Raw genomic sequence first — 20,624 nt, forward strand, 5'->3', positions numbered from 1 at the left:
AAATTATATTTAAATAAATTAAATTATAATTAACTTAAACTAAAATGTATGTTAAACTGTATTAAAATTAATTTAATTATAATTTATTATATGGCTAGCTACAAGAATATGAGGAGGAAGAGAAATGAAGGGGATAGAGGCATTAAAAGAGCGATACCCACTATTAAATAACCTTATTGCAACGGAAGAAGTATTTTGGATAAATCCGAATACAGAAAAGTATGAAACGGCAATAAAAGGTTCGCCGCTTAATGAAGAAAATGTAAAAGATGCGGAAGAGAGATTAAAGCGCTTCGCACCATATATTGCGAAAGTTTTTCCGGAAACACAAGAAACGGGCGGCATTATAGAATCACCTTTAGTGAAAATACCTTCTATGAAACAGTCTTTAGAGAAAAATTACGGGCAGCCAATATTGGGAGAACTATTATTAAAGTGTGATAGTCAACTTCCGATATCAGGTTCAATAAAAGCTAGGGGAGGCATTTATGAAGTGTTGAAACATGCTGAACAATTGGCACTTCAGCATGGAATGTTAACGGAGGAAGACGATTACTCCATTTTAGATAGCGATACATGTAGAGAGTTTTTTGCAACATATTCTATTGCGGTAGGTTCGACAGGGAACTTAGGACTAAGCATCGGGATTATGAGTGCGAAACTAGGTTTTAATGTGACTGTTCATATGTCAGCAGACGCGAAACAATGGAAAAAAGATTTATTAAGAAGTAAAGGTGTGAACGTTATTGAATATGAGGCTGATTATAGTAAAGCAGTAGAAGAAGGACGAAGACAAGCTGATGCTGACCCTAGCTGTTATTTTGTAGATGATGAAAACTCACATGATTTATTTTTAGGATACGCAGTAGCGGCATCACGTTTACAAAATCAATTAGAAGAGTTAAAGATTGTAGTAGACGAAGAACATCCTTTATTCGTTTACTTACCTTGTGGTGTCGGCGGCGGACCGGGCGGAGTAGCATTTGGTTTAAAGTTGTTGTATAAAGACAACGTCCATTGTTTCTTTGCAGAGCCGACACATTCTCCATGTATGTTACTCGGGTTAATGACAGGACTTCATGATAAAATTGCTGTTCAAGATATCGGAATTGATAATGTAACAGACGCGGACGGACTGGCAGTAGGAAGACCGTCTGGATTTGTTGGGAAAACGATGGAACCATTTTTAAGTGGAAATTATACAGTAAGTGACGAAGAGTTATATAGATTATTAAAAGAACTGGCTGATACGGAAAACGTTTATTTAGAACCTTCTGCATTAGCGGGTATGGTAGGTCCGTTGAATGTATGTAAAGCTGAAAATGAGTATTTACAAAAGCAACAGTTAACAGAGAAGGTGAAGAAAGGTACTCATATTGTGTGGGGAACTGGTGGGAGCATGGTTCCGAAAGATGTGATGAATGGGTATTATAAGAAAGGTTCGGAATTAACAATAGCAGAGTAACGAAAAATGAGGCGATCTAAAGCCTCATTTTTTCATGTACATAAAAATCTTTGTTATTTTCACATTAGTTCTTTATAGTATAGATATAAAGGATAACTAATATCGAATAAATATAACAAAAGAGCTTTATTTTACATAATAAGAGGATGTGTGTATACGATGTCATTACAGACAAAATATATAGCGGGTATTTCGCTTGGGGTTATGGGAGTAGGCTTTGCCGCTTCTATCCCTTTTCAAGGAACGATAGCTGGGGAGATTATTCAAGGTGGATTTGAAGCTGGGTTAGTTGGTGGACTTGCGGATTGGTTTGCGGTTACAGCTTTATTCCGTCATCCGTTGGGAATTCCAATTCCACATACAGCATTATTACCTAAAAATCGGAAGCGGGTAACAAAGGGACTCGTTTCTACGTTAGAAAATGAATGGCTGACGAAAGAAAGTATTACAAGTAAAGTAAAAGAAATGCAGCTAGCGCAAATGGTACTGCAAATTGCTGAGAAAGAGTTACAGTCTGATGCTGTGAAAAAAGGGATTGTAACAATTGCTGAGAAAGCGATTCTTCAAATAGATACGGAAAAATTAGCAGTTATTATTGAAAAAGAATTAAAAACATATTTGCATACAATTAACACAAGTAACATATTACAAGTTCTTGTGGATCAATTAGTTGTGCAAGAATATGATGAAAAGACACTTGATTACATATTAGTAAAAGTGAAAGATTGGACGGCGCAAGATGAAGCGCGTTACCAGCTCGGAAGCTTAGGCATGAAGGCGATGGAAAACATAAAAGTAGATGGATTCTTACAGTTTACTTTGAAATCGTTTATGAATATTGTAGATGAAGATAAAATTGGCGGCATTTTGCAGAAGTTTATTATTAGCAATATTAACAGCTTACAAGATGCGGATAATAGCACAAGACAACTTATATTAGCGAAAATTCGTCAAGAAATTATAAATGTAAAAGAAAATGAATCTTTACTGCAGGAATTAGAGAATTGGAAAGAAAAATGGATTGCAAATTGGGATGCTACTGACAAAATAAAAGAGATGCTAGAGCAAGTACAGAGTAGGGCAGTTACCTTTGTGAAAAATGAAGAATTTGCCGATAAATATGTTGTTCCATTCTTACAAACACAAATGAATAAAATAAAAGAAGATGAACTGACTGTTCAAAAAATAGAAGATTGGTTACAAAAACAAGTGGTTAATATTGTTGAAAAAAATCATTCGAAAATTGGAAAGCTTGTGCAAGAAAACCTTGATAAGTTAGATGATAAAACATTAATCGAAATGATTGAAAATAATGTCGGTAAAGATTTGCAGTGGATCCGAGTGAACGGGGCGGTTTGCGGATTTATGATTGGATTAGTGTTAGAAGGAATTAAAGCGATTATATGAGAAAAACCTTCCGCAATTGCGGAAGGTTTTTCTTATTTTTCAATAACGCTCATATTTAAATTATAAGCTTTCTCAATATTTAACTTGTACGTGCCATTTCCAGTTTTAATTGAATTTTTATACCAATGTTCTTGGTTGTTTAATTCTGGATGTTCTTCTGAAGAATTATTTTCTTTTTTCGTTAAATCTTCTACTTGTTCCCAAGGTGTACTTCCATGTGTTTCTTTTTGATTCGTTACTGCTGTTAAAGATACATCACTCTCTTTTGCAAGATGGATAGACACTCTTGAGCTTTCCTGTACAAACCAATTATTTTGTAATTGACCTGGATAAAGAGATAGTTCGTTATTTGAAGCACGGATTTCCACATTTTTATTTTGCGGAAGAACAAGCGTTGGTTTCACCTGTGGTGCTGAATTAAATAACGTATGCTGAACAGGTAATGATTTTAAAGTGATATACATCGTTTCTCCAGCCGTTTGAACTGAAAGGAAATCATCTCGTTTTAAATTGAGTTTTTCATTTGCTTTCGTCGTTATTTCATAAGTTCCCAAAAGATGAATTTGATTTGTATTATTTCCCTCTATCGTTAGAGGTTGATGTCCTGCATCTACTACGATTTTTTTGATAGATTCAGGTATATCAAATTGTCCGTCTGGAATATTACTCGTTTGTCTCGTTGTGTTAATAGAGTGACGAACTTCTTCTAGTACTCCAGTTGATAATAAACAGTAAAAAGCAATTCCGACGCTTCCTAAAACGCCGATAAAGAAAATGCTAAAAATATCATATTTAATAAATGATTGTTCCTTCTTAGAAAATAAAAGGTATAGTAAAACTTCAGCTCCAAGTATGATAAGTAAAACTGGCCACCATGCAGTTAGTGTATCTAATACTTGAATTCCTTTTACGACTGAAAATAGTAAAAAGCATCCTAACGATATAATAGAAAGCCCCATTGAGAATGTTCCAACACGCCAAGTCCTCATTCGCTTGTCCCACCTTTGTTTTCTTTATTTCCAAGTAACAATTTAAAGCCGCCGCCAATTAAAAGGAGCGCAACGATAGATGTTTGGAAATAGCGATAATATAGTTCACTAAGATGAATATTAAATATAGTTACAAAATAATCATTCAAAATAGGAAGGACTGTTTGATCTAATAAATAATAAACACCTAATGCGATTAATCCGATACCAATCCATCTTTGATGATTTATAAAATAATCGATAATTGGTTCGTCTTGTACTCGTTCTTTTCCGTATTTTGCTGTTTGCTGTAACGCATCAAAAAAGCTATAGAACCAAATGATTGGTACTAAAAATAAAAATGCAGAGAGTCGTAATAAATCGAGTAAATAAATAGATAGTAAAAAGGCTGCCATAAGCTGAAGACCACGACGTTGTAAACCTAAATACATATGTCCTGCTCCAGGGAACATTGCTAAAATAGAAGCAAATGTTTTACTTTTCTTTCCTTGTTCTCGATGTTCTTCAAAATCTTCGAAAATAGTGCGATCATCTAGTTGCTCGCCACGTTCTTTTTTCTGTAGTTGCTGAACGACATCGAAGAAATTATAAATCCATAAAACAGGTAGCGTAATAAGAAAGATAAGGAAACTTCCTTGATGAGTTAGTAATGTAACAAATACAATCATGCTACCTAAGCCTGTGCATGCAACTAAAAATGTAAGACCACGCTGCATAAGTCCTAATTGAAAATGTCCAAGTCCAGGAATAATTGATAAAAGAATGATGTAAAATCGTTCGCTTTCTTTAGTGGTTTCTGGATTTTGTTCTGCATCTTGCTTTCGTGATTGATTTATAAGAGTAATGACTAAGTCAATTAAATTGATTGTCCATAAAGCTGTAAATAAAAATAGAAGGAGAAAAATAATTCTATGATCTCCGTAGAGAACTGTAATACCTGCTGTAGCGATAAATAGAAATAAAGCTCCTCCGCTATATAGAATAAAACGTCCAAATTTCTTTAAATATAAATGTCCAAGCCCAGGAATTAGCCCTAATACAAGTGCTAAAAAGGGATTTTTATTCATGCTTTGAACCTCCGTTCTTTTTTGGTGTGTCTACCGATTTGTTTACAATTTGCTGTGAGATAGAAGTCTCATTGTGTTTCGAAGATTTTTCGAAATTTGATGTCGCTGTGAAAATATAATGGAATAAACCACTTACCATAAAAATAATTGTAGCCGCCGTCGCAATTATGTAGTGAATAATCGTACGCTTTAGCTGGTTTGATTTCATATTTTCATTAGGCTGTAACGTTTCGAAATTAATTTGCGATATAACTTCGTTCGTAAATGAATAATCATTTATCATTGGAAGGTTTTCAAGTTGTTCATCAATATTTTCCATATAAAGTGCTAAACAATGATCACATTCATAAAGGTGCTCTTCCATAGATTCACGTTCATTGCTTGCTATAACATCTAATGTATACTTGTGCCAATCTTCTTTTGAATAATGCATCATAGAAACTCTTCCTCCTTCCAATGTTTTTTAATCCATTTTCTTGCCCGATACAGTTTCATTTCGACCGTTTTCACTTCGATGTTTTCTTGGAAAGCAATTTCTTGATAACTTTTTTCCTCTAAGTAATGCGCGAGAACGACGTCACGGTAATTGTCGGGAAGTTCTCTTAGTTTTTGAGCAATGAGTAATTTTTGCTCTTTCGTCAATAGTAAAGCTTCAATGTTATGAGAGGATTTTATATTTTCCTCTGTTTCTTTACATAAGGAGAGTTCTTCGTTTTCTCTAGCTTTCTTTCTCTTATAATCAATAGCGTGATTGGTGGCAATACGTGCCATCCACGTTTTTAATCCGCGAAATTGATAATTTGGGAGAGAGGTGTGAATTTTTACGAATACTTCTTGTGTAACATCTTTAGCATCTTCTTCATGTCTTAAAATAGAAAAGATAACTTGAAAAATATAATGACGATATGTTTGTACAAGGATACGAAAAGCATGCTCGCTTCCTTGCTGTGCTTTTTCAATTAATTGTTTTTCCTCAATCGGTCTCTCCCTCCTTTTTGACGCATTCTATTATATAGACGTAAAGAATGATAAGTCACCCTACACATGTTGTAAAAAAAGAATAATATATTTTTAGCAGGAGGGCTATATGAAAAAGGTGTGAAAAAATGGTAAGGCGAAGTATATAATGAGCAAGTGGGAAATGTTACACGGAGAAAGGATGTGAATGTTAGTAGGGGAAGGTCCATACTAACAAACATGAAAATTAAAATATTAATAGCAGATGATAATTCTTTTATTAGAGAAGGCATGAAAATTATTTTAAATACATACGAAGAATTCGAAGTATTAGAAACTGTAAATGATGGAAAAGAAGCTGTAGCGTATTGTAAAAAACATGAAGTGGATATTGCACTTTTAGATGTTCGTATGCCAAATATGAACGGGGTAGAGGCGACGAAGTTAATCTGTGAAGAGACAAAAACGAAACCGCTTATTTTAACGACGTTTGATGATGATGAATATATTTTGGATGCAGTGAAAAACGGAGCGAAAGGTTATTTATTAAAAAATAACGATCCGGAGCGTATTCGTGATGCGATAAAAGGAGTATATAACGGACAAACTGTTATGCAAGATGTTGTTCTTGATAAAATTAAGAGTAATTTACTAGAAAATAAAGAAGCGGAATCTAAAATAGATAAGAGCCTTTTTACAGAAAGGGAGCTTAGTATTATCGCATTAATTGCAAAAGGCTTCTCTAATAAAGAGATTTCGAAGCAACTTTTTATATCTGAGGGAACAATTGCGAATTATATTACATCAGTTTTAGGGAAAACTGGACTTGAACATCGCACACAAATTGCGATTTATTACTTAACAGGGAAAGTAGATTAATGATATGGAATTTTGGCTAACTGTAAGTAAACTTATTGTCTTTTTATATATAGTGTTTAGCTACATTCATTTAAATGTTACGAACCTACCGTGGATTATACTTACTTTGCTTATATATCTTTCTATAAATGTGATGATTTCCATATTGAAAAAAGATACGTACAATAAGATTTTAATTTGCGTATCAGTTGGCGTAGTTATGTTATTTACGTGGAGGGTTCATCCGTTTTTTATTTTGTTTTTACCTTTGAACTTATATGAAATTGCAAATTATTGTATAGAAAAGAAATGGTTAATCTTTTTCATTATGATCCTTCCTATTATTTTTATAGGTGAAGGTATTCAAATGACGTATGGACTTATTAGTGTATTTTGTTTTTTTTCCTTAACGATAGCCCACCGCTATATAGTACGATTATTAAAACTCGAAATGCAAAATGATAAAATGAGAAAAGACATACAAAGACTTACGAAAAACTTAAATGAAAATAAAGATTACATAAGGCAATCAGAATACACATTTAAGTTAGAGGAGAGAAATCGATTATCTCAAGAAATTCATGATAAAATTGGTCACTCGATGACGGGTGCACTCATTCAAATGGAAGCAGCGAAGAGATTAATGGAAATAGATAAAGTGAAATCTGCTGAGTTATTACAAAATGCAATTCATATTTCGAAAGACGGCATTGAAAGCATTCGGATTACATTGAAAAATATGAAGCCGCCAATTGAACAAATTGGAATTCATCGTATGAAATTATTCATAGAGGAATTTGCCGGTAAGCATGATGTAAACATTCCTTTCGTATATAAAGGAAACTTAGATATGATTTCTCCAATTCAGTGGAAGATTATCGGTGAAAATGTTACGGAGGCATTAACAAATACGATGAAATATGCTGACGCGACAGTCATTTCAATAGATATTCATGTACTTAACAAGGTGGTTAAAGTACAAGTGAAGGATAATGGTAAGGGGGCAACTCTTGTTAAAAAAGGCCTTGGTATTATGGGGATGGAGGAGCGAACAGCGTCTGTAAACGGTAAAATTATTGTAGATGGGACAAGTGGTTTTTCAGTAACAATGTTGTTGCCGATATAAGGGAATAGGACGAGGATGAATCATCTCATATGAAAAAAGTGAATAATCTCATGTGAAAAGAATGAACTTCTGCACTGAGCAGGTTCATTCTTTTTGTTTATACTAAAAGCAGAGAAACCGAAATAGGGGTGAAATGATGAATACATTGGAAATTAAAAATTTAACGAAAAAATTTGGTGATTTCATCGCGGTAGATAATATGTCTTTATCTATTAAAGAAGGAGAAATATTTGGATTTTTAGGATCGAATGGTGCTGGTAAGAGTACAACGATAAATATGATTGCTGGCTTGTTAAGAAGTAATGAAGGTGAAATTAGCATACTAGGAAAAAATATAAAGAAAAATAATCGATTTGCGAAAATGAACATCGGTATCGTTCCACAAGATATAGCAATATATGAAGAGCTAACCGCCTATGAAAATGTGAAATTCTTTGCCGGATTGTACGGACTAAGAGGAGCTGAACTAAAAGCGAGAGTAGAGGAAGCACTTCAATTTGTGGGGCTTAGTGATAAACATAAAAGCTATCCGAAAAACTTTTCTGGCGGGATGAAAAGAAGGCTGAATATCGCTTGTGCAATCGCTCATAGACCGAAGTTAATTATTATGGATGAACCGACAGTTGGAATTGATCCGCAGTCAAGGAACTACATTCTTCAGTCTGTCCGAAAATTAAATGAAATGGGAAGTACGATTATTTATACGAGTCACTACATGGAAGAAGTCGAAGAGATTTGTACGAAAATAGCAATTGTAGATCACGGTAAGGTAATTGCGGAAGGAACGAAAGAACAGTTAAAAGCGATTATTACCGATACGAAAGACATTTGGATTGAAGTGAAGTCAGTAGAAAATCTAGACGTTGAAAAATTAAAAGAGATAAACGGTGTGAAAGCTGTTCAAATTGAAGAGAACGTAATCAAAGTAAATTCTGATGCAGGATTAAATAATTTAAATAAAATTATTCAACACTTTATTAATCATGATATTGAAATTCGTTCATTAGAAGAGCAGGCTCCGAATTTAGAAACAGTATTCCTTACATTGACCGGAAGAAACTTACGAGATAAATAAAGTGATTGTAAGAATAGGAAAAGGGAGGTTCATCGATTGAACATCTTCAATATTGCAGTTATGCACATTAAAAGAGATTTCAGGGACGTAAGAACGTTAGTTTTTATGTTAGCATTTCCGATTGTGCTTATGCTTGTATTAGGAACAGCGTTAAGTAACGCATTTAATAGCGATAGTCATTCGATTAAAGACATACAAGTGCTTTATAAAGATAAAGCGGGAAGCACTTTTTCTCAATCATTTGAAGCATTTACGAAAGAGGTCGATAAATCGGGTATTCATTTTAAAAAAGCTTCCGAAGGTATAGATGGGAAAGAAGAAGTGCAGCAAAATAAATATGCTGCATATGTAGAATTGAATAAAGATGGTGCGAAATTTTACGGAAGCGACAGAAGTAGTATTGAAGGAAGTATTGTTGAAGGAATACTTACGACATTTGTTGATAAGTACAATGTAGCGGCAGAAGTTGCAAAAGTAGATCCAAGTAAGGTTAGCACAGTTATTTCAAATGGAAATCATAATGATTATATTAAAGAAACATCTTTACAAGCTGCTAAAAAACCAGGTTCTATGGATTACTACGCGGTTGTAATGACGACAATGATTGCACTGTATGCGGCAATGGGGGCGAGTTTTTTAATTCGAGGAGAACGAGTACGTAAAACAGGAGATCGTTTAATTGCAGCACCTATAAGTAAGGCTGAAATTTTCATTGGGAAAGTGCTCGGTAGTCTTGTAGCAAATGCACTTTGTCTATTACTCGTCGTTATATTTAGTAAATTTGTTTTTCAAGCGAATTGGGGCGACCATCTTGGAATCATATTTATTATTTTACTAACAGAAGTTTTTCTGGCAATTAGTTTCGGTTTAGGAATCGGATTTATTACAAAAACAGGTGAGGCATCTAGAGCAATTATTATGGTTGTTGTGCAATTAGCTTCTATTTTTGGTGGTGCTTATTTTGTAGTGGAAGAAAATGTCGTTACGAATTTATCGCCATTAACGTGGGCCAACACAGCCATTATGAAAATTATTTATGCAAATGACATAGGAGCAGCACTGCCGGTTATTTCTTTAAATCTTGGAATTTCAGCAATCTTTTTATTAATTGCGATTATCGCATTAAGTAGACGGGAGGGGCTGTAATATGAAAGATATTTTATGGCTCATACGAAAAACATTAGTTGCGCTTTTTAAAAATAAAAAAGGATTATTGCTTATTGTAAGTTTGCCGATAATAGGAACACTCATTTCTTTTTCAATATATGGTAATGTAGGGCAAGGAACGTTAAATATTGGGGTTATAAATAAAGAAAATCAGCCTATCGCAAATGATACAGTGAAATTTTTAGAAGGACTCAATCATGTAAATGTTAGTAAAATTAAGGAATCTGAAGTGGAAGATAAACTCACTTCAAAAAAACTTGATGGTGTTATTACATTACAGTCTGGTTTTTCCGAAAGTGTTCGAGTAGGGAAACCGAGTCATATTGAAGTTTCATCGATTAAAGGTGATCAAGTAACAGTATTTATAAAATCATATTTATATAATTATGTTGATAATATCGCTGCGATTAGTAAAGTGGCGGGGGCGGATCAAAGTACGTTTGATAGTATGTACGCTGGTTATCAAAAAAGTTCATTTAAAGTAAAAGCAGAGACACTTGAAGATACTTCGAAAAATAAGGATATGACAAATCAAACGATTGGTTATCTTATCATGTTTATGCTATTTTCGGCAGCGAATTTATCTGGAATTATTTTAAAAGAAAAAGAGAACAGAACGTATTTTAGATTATTATCGACACCGATAGATGGAAAGAAATTTATATTATCTAATGTCGCGGTGAATATGATTATACTAACAGTGCAGATTGTAATTGCCGTATTATTTATGAAGTATGTTTTTCATACAAATATAAATATGCCTTTCACAGTGATGATTGGTGTACTCATGATATTTGCTTTAATCGCGATTGGTTTGTCTTTAGTCATTGTGTCTTTTGCGAAAAATTCAACTGCTTCAAATGCGATGCAAAATGTCGTTATTGTACCGACATGTTTATTAGCGGGATGCTATTTCCCATATGATATTATGCCGAAAACAGTACAAAAAATAGCTGATTTTTTACCGCAACGCTGGCTAATGGACACGATTTCGAAATTACAGCAAGGAATTCCGTTTTCAGAGTTGTATTTAAATATTTTAATCTTATTCGCCTTTGCAATAGCGTTCTTCTTAATTGCGATTTATAAGTTTGGAAGAAATAATGATGCAAGGAACTTTGTTTAATGAAAAGGTGTGGCGCAATGCCACACCTTTTTTGTATTCGTAATTTACAGTATCTTTTGTAATATAGGAATGCTTTTGTAGAGCGCTTCGTTATGCGAAGCATGCACAACATATTTATTTCCCTCTAGAAGAAAAACGCTATGTAGAACAGTGTTACCATCACCATGTTTTGTAAGTATATCACCGACGACTTTTCCGTCTGTCCATTCCAGTTTTGAATGTGAAGGGACGACTTGTAAATATTGAATCGTTTCCACTCCATCTCCTGCAATGAGTGTAGTTTCAATATTTCTTTTCTCTATAATAAATCTATTTGCATTTAATGTATCGAGGAAAGGATTTTTCATTTTCATCTTGTTATAAGGAAGAAATGTAATAGAAGAGCCGGATTTTATAAATAAATAATTTCCGTAATCTTTACAAGGAATAACATCTTGTAAACCTGGAAAGTAAAGGTGTATCGCTTTAACTTTATCCATATTATGAAAGGTGCTTAAGTAATGAATATATTGTTCCATATAAAAATGAACAATATTTATTTTAGAAGAGGCATGAACAGGGAGACTACCCCCAGTCCAATAACTATAATTGGGAGGAGATCCAGCGTTTGGTGTACAGAGTATAATAAGTTGCTCCACATCATTTTCATATTCTTCACTTTGAACGTAAGAACGTGCAAGAAGTCCACCCATACTATGACAAACTAAATTTAGTTTATCACACCCTGTAAATTTTTTAACATAGGCAATTGTTTTTAATAAATATTTTTGAGTAGAAACAGTAATACGCTGACGCCAGTCATAAAAACAGATAAACAAGTTTTTATTTCGTTCATAGCCGATACTTTCTAACATCATGATGAATGGTTCATAAACAAACGCAGAAAGTCCAAAGCTCCAATTACCAGTACCAGGGATAATAATATTACTCATTGAACCGAAAAGACCTGGAATAAAAATAATAGGAGTTTTTCTTATTTTCATATTCTGCTCTCCTTTAACTTTGTAACATCCCAAAAAAGTGGGAAATACATTTTGAATGAAAATTTATTTTAATGAAACACTACGGGTTAGAAAGTAATTTGAGCGGAAGGAAATTAAAATGATAAAAAAGATATTGCGAGTTGCTTCTATTATTATTGGTATATTCGTTTTTGTTTTAATTGGGATGCATATTGACGTTACGCTCGGACGGAAAATGGAAGCCGGGAAAAATATGCCGACAGAGTATGCTCCTCATTATAGTGACTTTCAATTATATGTAGAAGGGAAATCATTATATGAGCAGTTATTTGAAGATATTAAAAAAGCGAAAAGCTCCATTTACACTTATTTTTACATTTTGTCAGATGATAAAAGTAGTTACACTTTTTTAAATTTATTAATGCAGAAGGCGAGAGAAGGGGTGACCGTATATTTGTCGGTCGACTTAATTAATGATCTATCTTTTGACAGAAAGGTGAAAAATGAATTAAAAGAGAACGGTGTTCACTTTACATATAGTAGAAAACCTGAGTTGCCATTTGGATTTTATTCTCTACATCATCGGAATCATCGCCGTATTACGACGATTGATGGGGAAATTGGTTATACGGGTGGATTTAATATGGGAGATGAATATTTAGGGAAAGATAAGCGTTTTGGATATTGGCGTGACTATCATGTACGGATAAGAGGAGAAGGAGCAAAAGATTTAGAAGAGCAATTCGCTTTAGATTGGAAACGAGATACGAAAGAAAATATAAAAAGAAGTACGAACAAAGCTAGTAAAGGGAATACATTACATACGATGGCTAGCTACAATGGACATCACGTCGCTGAAAAATATATCGAATTAATAAAAGAAGCGAAGCATTCAATTGTCATTACAACACCATATTTTATAGCGAAAAATAAAGAATTAATGAATGCTTTAATTGGAGCGCAAAAGCGTGGTGTTACAGTGAAAATACTTTGGTCATATAAACCGGATATACCTCTTATTAAAGAGGCGGCATATCCTTACATCCATCAAGCTGTTAAAAACGGGATTACTGTGTATGGTTATAAAAAAGGGATGTTTCATGGAAAGTTAATGCTGATTGATAATGAATTAACTGTTATCGGTACAACGAACATAACTGCACGTAGCTTCTATATAAATGATGAGATGAATTTGTATATTCACGGTGGACCTATCATAGCGCAAGTGAATGAGGCGTTAACGCAAGACATTGGTGATTCGAAAGAGATGACAGAAACATTTTTTGACAACTTATCTTTCTGGGAGCGTTGTAAGGAGAAAGTAGTTGGATGGGTTGATTTTTATTTGTGATGATTAACAAAGGGTGTCTATAAAAGGCACCCTTTGTTAATGGAAAATACTATTTTTCATGCACAAGCATCGAAACATCATCATTAATCAACGTCCCAACATGTTCACCTAAACAAATTCTTTTCATAACGCCAGGCTCATCAAAGTTAAAGACATGTGCCGGTAAATTATAATCTCGAGCAAGCAGTAAAGCGGCTTGATCCATGACTTGTATGTTTTGCCTAACAACATCGTTATAGTTCAGTTTTCGATACATTTTCGCTGATTTATTATGTTTTGGATCACTTGTAAAGACACCGTCTACTCCTTGTTTTGCGACTAAAATGGCGTCGCTATTCATTTCAATGGCTCTTTGTACACTTGGGTAATCTGTTGTAACGAATGGTTGCCCGTTACCACCACCGAATATGACAACATAACCGTTATTTAAATGATGTACTGCACGTAAGCGAATATATGGTTCAGCTACTGCATTAAAAGGGATGGAAGTCATAACGCGTACTTCTCTATCTGTTTTACTTGTTAAAACGCCGCGAAGCATTAAGCTGTTAATAATCGTACCTAGCGTACCGATATTATCAGCTTCTACACGATCAATTCCCCATTCTTCAGCTAGATGACCTCTGAAAATGTTACCGCCGCCGATGACAATGGATACTTCAATATCTAGGTCGATAATGGATATTATTTCGTTTGCGATATGTTCTAATCGTTTGGAGTTAAAGCTATTTCCGGATTGATCGGCAAGAGCGCCGCCGCTTAGTTTTATTAAGACTCTTTTATATGGCCTCATAACAATTCCCCCTATATAGATCGCAATAAAAAAAGGAACAAAGGCGAATGCCTTTGTTCCTTTTTAAGAAAATGAAAAAGAAAAGAAGAAGATAGGACGAATTGCTTTGTATAGTTTTTCATACCATCCACTCCTTTTCATTTCGATTTGTTTTAAGTATATATCTTTTTGATTATACGAAACAATCTGATTACTTATCAAGTTTATTTTATCGTTTTTTAACAAAATGGTGTCAATGAAAAATAGAAGAAAAATATTTGAATTTTTTGTGACATACTTGTAGGTTTTTGTATGATTTTGTAGGTTCGCTTATATGATGTGTGAGTAGCTTTTATAAATTCAAATTGAAAGCGTTCGCATGAAGGGGATGAACATATATGAAAAAATTCGGATTGGCAACACAAATTTTTGTCGCACTTGTTTTAGGGATTGTAGTAGGGGCAATCTTTTATGGCAATAAAACGGCGATTTCTTATATCACACCAGTTGGGGATATATTTATTCATTTAATTAAGATGATTGTAGTACCAATTGTTATTTCAGCATTAATTGTTGCGGTAGCTGGTGTAGGAGATATGAAAAAGCTTGGGAAACTAGGCGGGAAAACAATTCTTTATTTCGAAATTATTACGACGATTGCTATTTTAATGGGATTAATTGCAGCGAATATATTCCAGCCAGGTACTGGCGTTGATATGAATAATTTGCAGCAAAGTGATATTTCTTCTTATAAACAAACAGCAGATGCAACAGAGAAGAAAGGTTTTGCTGAAACGATTGTTCACATTGTACCGAAAAATATATTTGAGTCTATTACACAAGGTGACTTATTACCGATTATATTCTTCTCAGTACTATTCGGTTTAGGAGTTGCGGCAATTGGAGAAAAAGGAAAGCCTGTCTTTAACTTTTTTGAAGGTGTACTCGAAGCAATGTTTTGGGTTACAAATCAAGTTATGAAATTTGCACCATTTGGTGTATTCGCATTAATTGCGGTTACGGTTGCAAAATTTGGTGTAGGTACACTACTTCCTTTAGGAAAACTAGTGCTAGCTGTATACGTAACTGTTATACTATTCGTTGTGATTGTATTAGGTATTAATGCACGAATGGTTGGAGTAAATATTTTTACATTAATGAAAATTTTAAAAGAAGAACTTATTCTTTCATTTACGACAGCAAGTTCAGAGGCTGTTTTACCTAATATAATGAGAAAGATGGAAGAGTTCGGTTGTCCAAAGGCAGTTGCCTCTTTCGTAATTCCGACAGGTTATACATTTAACTTGACTGGATCAGCTATTTATCAAGCGTTGGCGGCATTGTTTGTTGCACAAATGTACGGTGTACACATGTCACTGATGGAGCAAATAACGTTATTATTCGTTCTCATGTTAACATCCAAAGGTATGGCGGGAGTTCCAGGTGCATCATTCGTTGTTGTATTAGCAACGTTAGGATCAATGGGATTACCTCTAGAAGGCATCGCATTAATTGCGGGAATTGACCGCATTTTAGATATGATTCGCTCAGCTGTCAATGTATTAGGAAATGCATTAGCTGCCATTGTTATGTCGAAGTGGGAAGGCGAATTCGATGATGAGAAAGCAAAACAATATGTAGAAACAGTCAAACAAACAAAAGCAGCATAAGAAATCGTTAAGGAGTGAAGAATCATGGCAACATTAACCGAGGTTAAAAATGGAGTACGGATTGAAAAAGATTTTTTAGGTGAAAAAGAAGTGCCAAATTATGCGTACTATGGTGTGCAAACAATGCGTGCAGTAGAAAACTTCCCAATTACAGGATACAAAATTCATGAGGGCTTAATTAAAGCGTTCGCAATTGTAAAAAAAGCAGCAGCACTTGCTAATACAGATGTGGGAAGATTGGAATTGAAAAAGGGTGGCGCTATCGCAGAAGCATCACAAGAAATCCTTGATGGGAAATGGCATGATCATTTCATCGTTGATCCAATCCAAGGCGGTGCAGGAACTTCAATGAATATGAATGCAAATGAAGTCATTGCCAATCGTGCCCTTGAATTATTAGGAATGGGTAAGGGAGACTATCATTATATTAGTCCAAACAGTCATGTAAATATGGCGCAATCAACAAACGATGCATTCCCAACAGCTATTCATATTGCAACATTAAATGCATTAGAAGGTTTATTACAAACGATGGGTTATATGCATGATGTATTTGAATTAAAAGCAGAACAGTTCGATCATGTTATTAAAATGGGTCGTACGCATTTACAAGATGCTGTGCCAATTCGTCTTGGACAAGAATTTAAAGCATACTCTCGCGTACTTGAGCGTGATATGAAACGAATTCAGCAATCTCGTCAACATTTATATGAAGTAAACATGGGAGCAACTGCAGTTGGTACAGGCTTAAATGCAGATCCGGAGTATATTGAAGCAGTTGTAAAACATTTAGCTACAATTAGTGAATTACCACTTGTTGGTGCTGAAGATTTAGTAGATGCAACGCAAAATACTGATGCGTACACTGAAGTATCTGCAGCGTTAAAAGTATGTATGATGAACATGTCTAAAATTGCGAACGACCTTCGATTAATGGCATCAGGTCCACGTGTTGGATTAGCAGAAATTATGCTACCAGCTCGTCAACCAGGTTCATCTATTATGCCAGGTAAAGTAAACCCTGTTATGCCAGAAGTAATTAATCAAATTGCGTTCCAAGTAATTGGTAACGACCATACAATTTGCCTTGCTTCAGAAGCAGGACAATTAGAATTAAACGTTATGGAACCAGTACTTGTTTTCAACTTACTTCAATCTATTAGCATTATGAATAACGGTTTCCGTGCCTTTACAGATAATTGCTTACAAGGAATTGAAGCGAATGAAGATCGCTTAAAAGAGTATGTTGAGAAGAGTGTAGGAATTATTACAGCCGTGAACCCTCATATCGGTTATGAAGCAGCAGCTCGCGTTGCGAAAGAAGCAATTGCAACAGGTCAATCCGTTCGAGAACTTTGTGTGAAAAATGGTGTATTGTCACAAGAAGAATTAGAGTTAATTCTAGATCCATTCGAAATGACACACCCAGGGATTGCAGGAGCAACTCTTTTAAAGAAAAATTAAAAGAAGAGGGGGACAATCCCCTCTTTTTTGTTTACAATATAGAAATGTTATATATGAATAGAGGTAGGGATGTTATGAGTAAGTTTACAGTGGCTTCTAATGGTTCATTAGAAACGACATTAAGAGGAGTAGAAGTATTATCAACACCACTTTTAAATAAAGGGGTAGCTTTCACACAAGAAGAAAGAGAAGAATTAGGTTTAAAAGGGCTATTACCGCCTGCAGTTTTAACATTAGATGAACAAGCGCGCAGAGCGTATGAGCAATTTTGTTCTCAACCGGATGATTTATTAAAGAATGTATACTTAACAGCGTTACATGATCGAAATGAAGTGTTATTCTATCGTATTTTAACAAATCATTTACGTGAAATGTTACCAATCGTATATACACCTACTGTTGGTGTAGCAATTCAAAGATATAGTCATGAATATCGTAAACCACGCGGTGTTTATTTATCAGTTAATGATCCTTCAGGTATTGAAGAAGCATTTGCAAATATCGGTGCAACAGCTGAAAACATTGATTTAGTCGTTGTAACAGATGGAGAAGGTATATTAGGAATTGGTGACTGGGGTGTTGGTGGAATTAACATCGCGATCGGGAAATTAGCTGTATATACGGCCGCAGTTGGAATCGATCCTAGTCGTGTATTACCAGTAATTTTAGATGTAGGTACAAATCGTGAGGAACTATTAAACAATCCATTTTATATTGGAAATCGTCACCCTCGTATAACAGGTGAAGCTTACGATGAATTTATTGATACATTTGTACAAGCGGTAAATAAACAATTCCCGAAAGCACTTTTACATTGGGAAGACTTCAGTTCTCGAAATGCACGAAAAATTTTAGATAAATATCGTCATGACGTTTGTACATTTAATGATGATATTCAAGGTACAGGTGCAGTTTCGCTTGCTGCAGTATTATCGGCAGTAAAAGTTTCTGGTGTGCCGTTAAGTGAACACCGTGTCGTTGTGTTTGGTGCTGGTACGGCTGGAATCGGTATCGCAGATCAAGTAAGAGATGCAATGGTTCGCGTCGGATTATCAGACGAAGAATCTCATAATCGTTTCTGGTGTATTGACCGTAATGGATTAGTTACAGATAATATGGAAGATCTTCTTGATTTCCAAATTCCATATGCAAGAAAAGAAGCTGAAGTAAGTGAGTGGGAACAAAATGATGTAATCGGACTTGCTGAAGTTGTGAAACATGTAAAACCGACAATTTTAATTGGTACATCTACTGTTGCGGGTGCATTTAAAGAGGAAATTATTAAAGAAATGGCTTCTCACGTAGAAAGACCAATCATATTACCGATGTCGAATCCAACGCCACTTGCTGAAGCGAAACCAGCAGATTTAATCGAGTGGACAGAAGGAAGAGCGTTAGTTGCAACAGGAAGTCCGTTTGAACCGGTTACATATAACGGTGTAACTTATGTGATTGGACAGTCAAATAACGCACTTATCTTCCCAGGACTAGGTCTTGGTACAATTGTTGTTCGTGCAAGCGTAATGACAGACGGTATGTTTGCGGCAGCAGCTGAAGCTGTTGCAAGTATGGTAGATACAAGTCAGCCAGGAGCACCTATTTTGCCAGAAGTTGAAGAGTTACGTAATATTTCTGAAATGGTTGCAATTGAAGTAGCGAAAGTTGCAGTTGCAGAAGGTGTTGCTAGAGAGAACTTAAGTGATAACGATATTAAGATTGCAGTGAAAGAAGCAATATGGGAACCGGAGTATCGCCAAATAAAAGCGGTAGAAAAGGATAGAATATAGAAAAAAAGCCCGTTTATAATAATAAGCGGGCTTTCCTTGTTCATTTTTGAAAAAATACATAGGAAGTGGCAGCTTTGAATTGGAATCAATTATGGAAGAAAGATATGTCTCTTTTAATTATTTTAATGGTTGTTGTTCCGATTGCTGGAGAGCTGAATTTTCATCCTTTTAATGATACGTTTCGTGTTAGCTTCGGGACACCGCTTTTCTTCTTTTTATTATTATTTTTAAGAAAAATGCCAGCAGCTGCTGCAGGTATTCTTGTCGGTATATCTGTAGTTTTATTCCGTGTATGTCTTGATTGGATCATGCAAGGTTCATTTCATATGACAGAATCATTTTATTTGCGCTACCCTGTGTTCTTTTATTATTTTATTTATGGAAGTCTTTTTTCGCTTTGTAGGGTGAATAAGTTTCATCAGAAGCCAATCGTTATTGGTTGCCTTGGGATTACAATTGAAATTATCGCAAGTATGTCAGAACTTGCGTTTTATCATATGTTAGTGCTCGGTACAACAATAACCGTTTCTGAAGTTAATAAACTCATCATTATTGCTATTTTTCGTAGTTTCTTTGCGCTTGGTTTTTTAAATATGATGAATTTGTATGAAACGAAATTAAAAGAATCGCAAGTGCGAAAAGAAAATGAAAAAATGTTGATGCACCTTTCTAATTTATATGTGGAATCAGTTCATTTGAAAAAAACGCTGCAAAATGCGGAGTTAATTACACAAGAAGCGTATCAATTATATCGTAATTTACAAGCGAACGATGATTTGAGTAGTATAGAAAATTATAGTAAAACAGCATTGAAAATAGCGGGAGAAGTGCATGAAATAAAAAAGGATAATCAAAGAATTTTTGCAGGATTATCTAAATTGTTATTAGATAAAAATGTGGCTGAGTATGTAGAAGGTCATGAGCTTGCGGAAATGATTGTGAGAATAAATGAGAAGTACGCTGACATGTTGGAAAAAGAGATACGTTTTTCAAAGCATATAGAAGGTGAACATGCAGAATATCATGTGTATACAGTCTTATCAATTTTCAACAACTTAGTTGCAAATGCAGTTGAAGCAATCGAGGATAATGGTGTTATTATTATTAAGCTATATAAAATTGAAAAACATATATTCTTTGAAGTAATTGATGATGGACCTGGTATTGTACAAAAATATAAGAAATTAGTATTTAAACCTGGATTTACTTCGAAGTATGATCAAACGGGAACACCATCAACAGGAATTGGACTTTCTTACATAAACGAAATGGTAACAGAACTCGGAGGAGAAGTAAGATTAGAAGACCGAAAAGCTGGCAGAGGGTGTAAGTTTGTAGTTTGTTTACCGGAGTGCAGTTTAAAGCGGGAAGGGGAATAAAG

Annotated in this window: 18 protein-coding genes; 12 read left to right on the forward strand and 6 right to left on the reverse strand. The window is 34.7% G+C overall.

Going from position 1 to position 20,624, the window contains the following annotated elements; genetic code table 11:
• The first annotated feature begins 124 nt into the window (after positions 1 to 124).
• Entirely contained in the window at positions 125 to 1,465 is a 1,341-nt protein-coding gene (locus LUS72_RS08715; RefSeq protein WP_097831570.1) for a D-serine ammonia-lyase, read from the forward strand.
• 159 nt (positions 1,466 to 1,624) lie between these two features.
• Positions 1,625 to 2,872, forward strand: a complete 1,248-nt coding sequence (locus tag LUS72_RS08720; RefSeq protein WP_097831569.1) for a DUF445 domain-containing protein — start codon at positions 1,625 to 1,627, stop codon at positions 2,870 to 2,872.
• Positions 2,873 to 2,904: 32 nt separating this feature from the next.
• Here the strand turns inward: LUS72_RS08720 and exsE are convergent, their stop codons facing one another.
• Genes exsE through LUS72_RS08740 form a run of 4 tightly spaced genes read right to left on the reverse strand, consistent with a single transcriptional unit; the run spans position 2,905 to position 5,906 of the window.
• Positions 2,905 to 3,861: an exosporium protein ExsE gene (exsE, locus tag LUS72_RS08725; protein WP_097831568.1), complete on the reverse strand. Its 957-nt coding sequence runs from the start codon at positions 3,859 to 3,861 to the stop codon at positions 2,905 to 2,907.
• The gene (locus LUS72_RS08730; protein ID WP_097831567.1) at positions 3,858 to 4,928 is read right to left on the reverse strand and encodes a hypothetical protein; all 1,071 of its coding nucleotides are present in this window, start codon (positions 4,926 to 4,928) and stop codon (positions 3,858 to 3,860) included. Before LUS72_RS08730 ends, exsE begins: the two co-directional genes overlap by 4 nt.
• The gene (locus tag LUS72_RS08735) at positions 4,921 to 5,364 is read right to left on the reverse strand and encodes a hypothetical protein (RefSeq protein ID WP_264448817.1); all 444 of its coding nucleotides are present in this window, start codon (positions 5,362 to 5,364) and stop codon (positions 4,921 to 4,923) included. Before LUS72_RS08735 ends, LUS72_RS08730 begins: the two co-directional genes overlap by 8 nt.
• Positions 5,361 to 5,906 (reverse strand): RNA polymerase sigma factor, encoded by a 546-nt coding sequence (locus tag LUS72_RS08740; protein WP_258237052.1) that lies wholly within the window; start codon positions 5,904 to 5,906, stop codon positions 5,361 to 5,363. The genes LUS72_RS08735 and LUS72_RS08740 overlap by 4 nt, the downstream gene beginning before the upstream one ends.
• A gap of 219 nt (positions 5,907 to 6,125) precedes the next feature.
• On the opposite strand from LUS72_RS08740, the gene LUS72_RS08745 reads away from it, so the two are divergent.
• From LUS72_RS08745 to LUS72_RS08765, 5 genes are all read left to right on the forward strand, one after another.
• Positions 6,126 to 6,764, forward strand: coding sequence for a response regulator transcription factor (locus tag LUS72_RS08745; RefSeq protein ID WP_097831564.1), 639 nt, complete (start codon positions 6,126 to 6,128; stop codon positions 6,762 to 6,764).
• Positions 6,765 to 6,768: 4 nt separating this feature from the next.
• Positions 6,769 to 7,869, forward strand: a complete 1,101-nt coding sequence (locus LUS72_RS08750) for a sensor histidine kinase (protein WP_097831563.1) — start codon at positions 6,769 to 6,771, stop codon at positions 7,867 to 7,869.
• A gap of 136 nt (positions 7,870 to 8,005) precedes the next feature.
• Positions 8,006 to 8,944, forward strand: coding sequence for an ABC transporter ATP-binding protein (locus LUS72_RS08755; protein WP_097831562.1), 939 nt, complete (start codon positions 8,006 to 8,008; stop codon positions 8,942 to 8,944).
• Between the two features lie 36 nt (positions 8,945 to 8,980).
• Entirely contained in the window at positions 8,981 to 10,090 is a 1,110-nt protein-coding gene (locus LUS72_RS08760) for an ABC transporter permease (protein WP_097831561.1), read from the forward strand.
• A gap of 1 nt (position 10,091) precedes the next feature.
• The gene (locus LUS72_RS08765; protein WP_097831560.1) at positions 10,092 to 11,237 is read left to right on the forward strand and encodes an ABC transporter permease; all 1,146 of its coding nucleotides are present in this window, start codon (positions 10,092 to 10,094) and stop codon (positions 11,235 to 11,237) included.
• 44 nt (positions 11,238 to 11,281) lie between these two features.
• Here LUS72_RS08765 and LUS72_RS08770 read toward each other — a convergent pair whose 3' ends face one another.
• A complete protein-coding gene (locus tag LUS72_RS08770) occupies positions 11,282 to 12,220 on the reverse strand; it encodes an esterase/lipase family protein (RefSeq protein WP_097831559.1) in 939 nt (312 codons plus the stop codon).
• A gap of 118 nt (positions 12,221 to 12,338) precedes the next feature.
• Here LUS72_RS08770 and cls point away from each other — a divergent pair, with 118 nt between their 5' ends.
• Positions 12,339 to 13,550 (forward strand): cardiolipin synthase, encoded by a 1,212-nt coding sequence (cls, locus tag LUS72_RS08775; protein WP_141533455.1) that lies wholly within the window; start codon positions 12,339 to 12,341, stop codon positions 13,548 to 13,550.
• A gap of 49 nt (positions 13,551 to 13,599) precedes the next feature.
• Here the strand turns inward: cls and pyrH are convergent, their stop codons facing one another.
• Positions 13,600 to 14,343 carry a UMP kinase gene (gene pyrH / locus LUS72_RS08780; RefSeq protein ID WP_097831557.1) on the reverse strand — a complete coding sequence of 248 codons (744 nt, stop codon included), beginning with the start codon at positions 14,341 to 14,343 and terminating at the stop codon, positions 13,600 to 13,602.
• Between the two features lie 377 nt (positions 14,344 to 14,720).
• On the opposite strand from pyrH, the gene LUS72_RS08785 reads away from it, so the two are divergent.
• The 4 genes from LUS72_RS08785 (at position 14,721) to LUS72_RS08800 (ending at position 20,622) form a co-directional block, all read left to right on the forward strand.
• Positions 14,721 to 15,992: a cation:dicarboxylate symporter family transporter gene (locus tag LUS72_RS08785; protein ID WP_097831556.1), complete on the forward strand. Its 1,272-nt coding sequence runs from the start codon at positions 14,721 to 14,723 to the stop codon at positions 15,990 to 15,992.
• 24 nt (positions 15,993 to 16,016) lie between these two features.
• A complete protein-coding gene (aspA, locus tag LUS72_RS08790) occupies positions 16,017 to 17,456 on the forward strand; it encodes an aspartate ammonia-lyase (RefSeq protein ID WP_097831555.1) in 1,440 nt (479 codons plus the stop codon).
• A 74-nt stretch (positions 17,457 to 17,530) separates the two neighbouring features.
• The gene (gene malS, locus LUS72_RS08795; protein ID WP_141533454.1) at positions 17,531 to 19,243 is read left to right on the forward strand and encodes an oxaloacetate-decarboxylating malate dehydrogenase; all 1,713 of its coding nucleotides are present in this window, start codon (positions 17,531 to 17,533) and stop codon (positions 19,241 to 19,243) included.
• A 65-nt stretch (positions 19,244 to 19,308) separates the two neighbouring features.
• Positions 19,309 to 20,622 (forward strand): ATP-binding protein, encoded by a 1,314-nt coding sequence (locus tag LUS72_RS08800; protein WP_097831554.1) that lies wholly within the window; start codon positions 19,309 to 19,311, stop codon positions 20,620 to 20,622.
• The last annotated feature ends 2 nt before the right edge of the window (positions 20,623 to 20,624 follow it).

Source organism: Bacillus cereus (assembly GCF_025917685.1).
Lineage (GTDB): Bacteria > Bacillota > Bacilli > Bacillales > Bacillaceae_G > Bacillus_A > Bacillus_A cereus_AT.

Excerpts from the sequence above, each read along its gene's own strand:
- LUS72_RS08715 (WP_097831570.1), top strand. The coding sequence starts at position 125 with ATGAAGGGGATAGAGGCATTAAAAGAGCGATACCCACTATTAAATAAC.
- LUS72_RS08720 (WP_097831569.1), top strand. The coding sequence starts at position 1,625 with ATGTCATTACAGACAAAATATATAGCGGGTATTTCGCTTGGGGTTATG.
- exsE (WP_097831568.1), bottom strand. The coding sequence starts at position 3,861 with ATGAGGACTTGGCGTGTTGGAACATTCTCAATGGGGCTTTCTATTATA.
- LUS72_RS08730 (WP_097831567.1), bottom strand. The coding sequence starts at position 4,928 with ATGAATAAAAATCCCTTTTTAGCACTTGTATTAGGGCTAATTCCTGGG.
- LUS72_RS08735 (WP_264448817.1), bottom strand. The coding sequence starts at position 5,364 with ATGATGCATTATTCAAAAGAAGATTGGCACAAGTATACATTAGATGTT.
- LUS72_RS08745 (WP_097831564.1), top strand. The coding sequence starts at position 6,126 with ATGAAAATTAAAATATTAATAGCAGATGATAATTCTTTTATTAGAGAA.
- LUS72_RS08750 (WP_097831563.1), top strand. The coding sequence starts at position 6,769 with ATGGAATTTTGGCTAACTGTAAGTAAACTTATTGTCTTTTTATATATA.
- LUS72_RS08755 (WP_097831562.1), top strand. The coding sequence starts at position 8,006 with ATGAATACATTGGAAATTAAAAATTTAACGAAAAAATTTGGTGATTTC.
- LUS72_RS08765 (WP_097831560.1), top strand. The coding sequence starts at position 10,092 with ATGAAAGATATTTTATGGCTCATACGAAAAACATTAGTTGCGCTTTTT.
- LUS72_RS08770 (WP_097831559.1), bottom strand. The coding sequence starts at position 12,220 with ATGAAAATAAGAAAAACTCCTATTATTTTTATTCCAGGTCTTTTCGGT.
- cls (WP_141533455.1), top strand. The coding sequence starts at position 12,339 with ATGATAAAAAAGATATTGCGAGTTGCTTCTATTATTATTGGTATATTC.
- pyrH (WP_097831557.1), bottom strand. The coding sequence starts at position 14,343 with ATGAGGCCATATAAAAGAGTCTTAATAAAACTAAGCGGCGGCGCTCTT.
- LUS72_RS08785 (WP_097831556.1), top strand. The coding sequence starts at position 14,721 with ATGAAAAAATTCGGATTGGCAACACAAATTTTTGTCGCACTTGTTTTA.
- aspA (WP_097831555.1), top strand. The coding sequence starts at position 16,017 with ATGGCAACATTAACCGAGGTTAAAAATGGAGTACGGATTGAAAAAGAT.
- malS (WP_141533454.1), top strand. The coding sequence starts at position 17,531 with ATGAGTAAGTTTACAGTGGCTTCTAATGGTTCATTAGAAACGACATTA.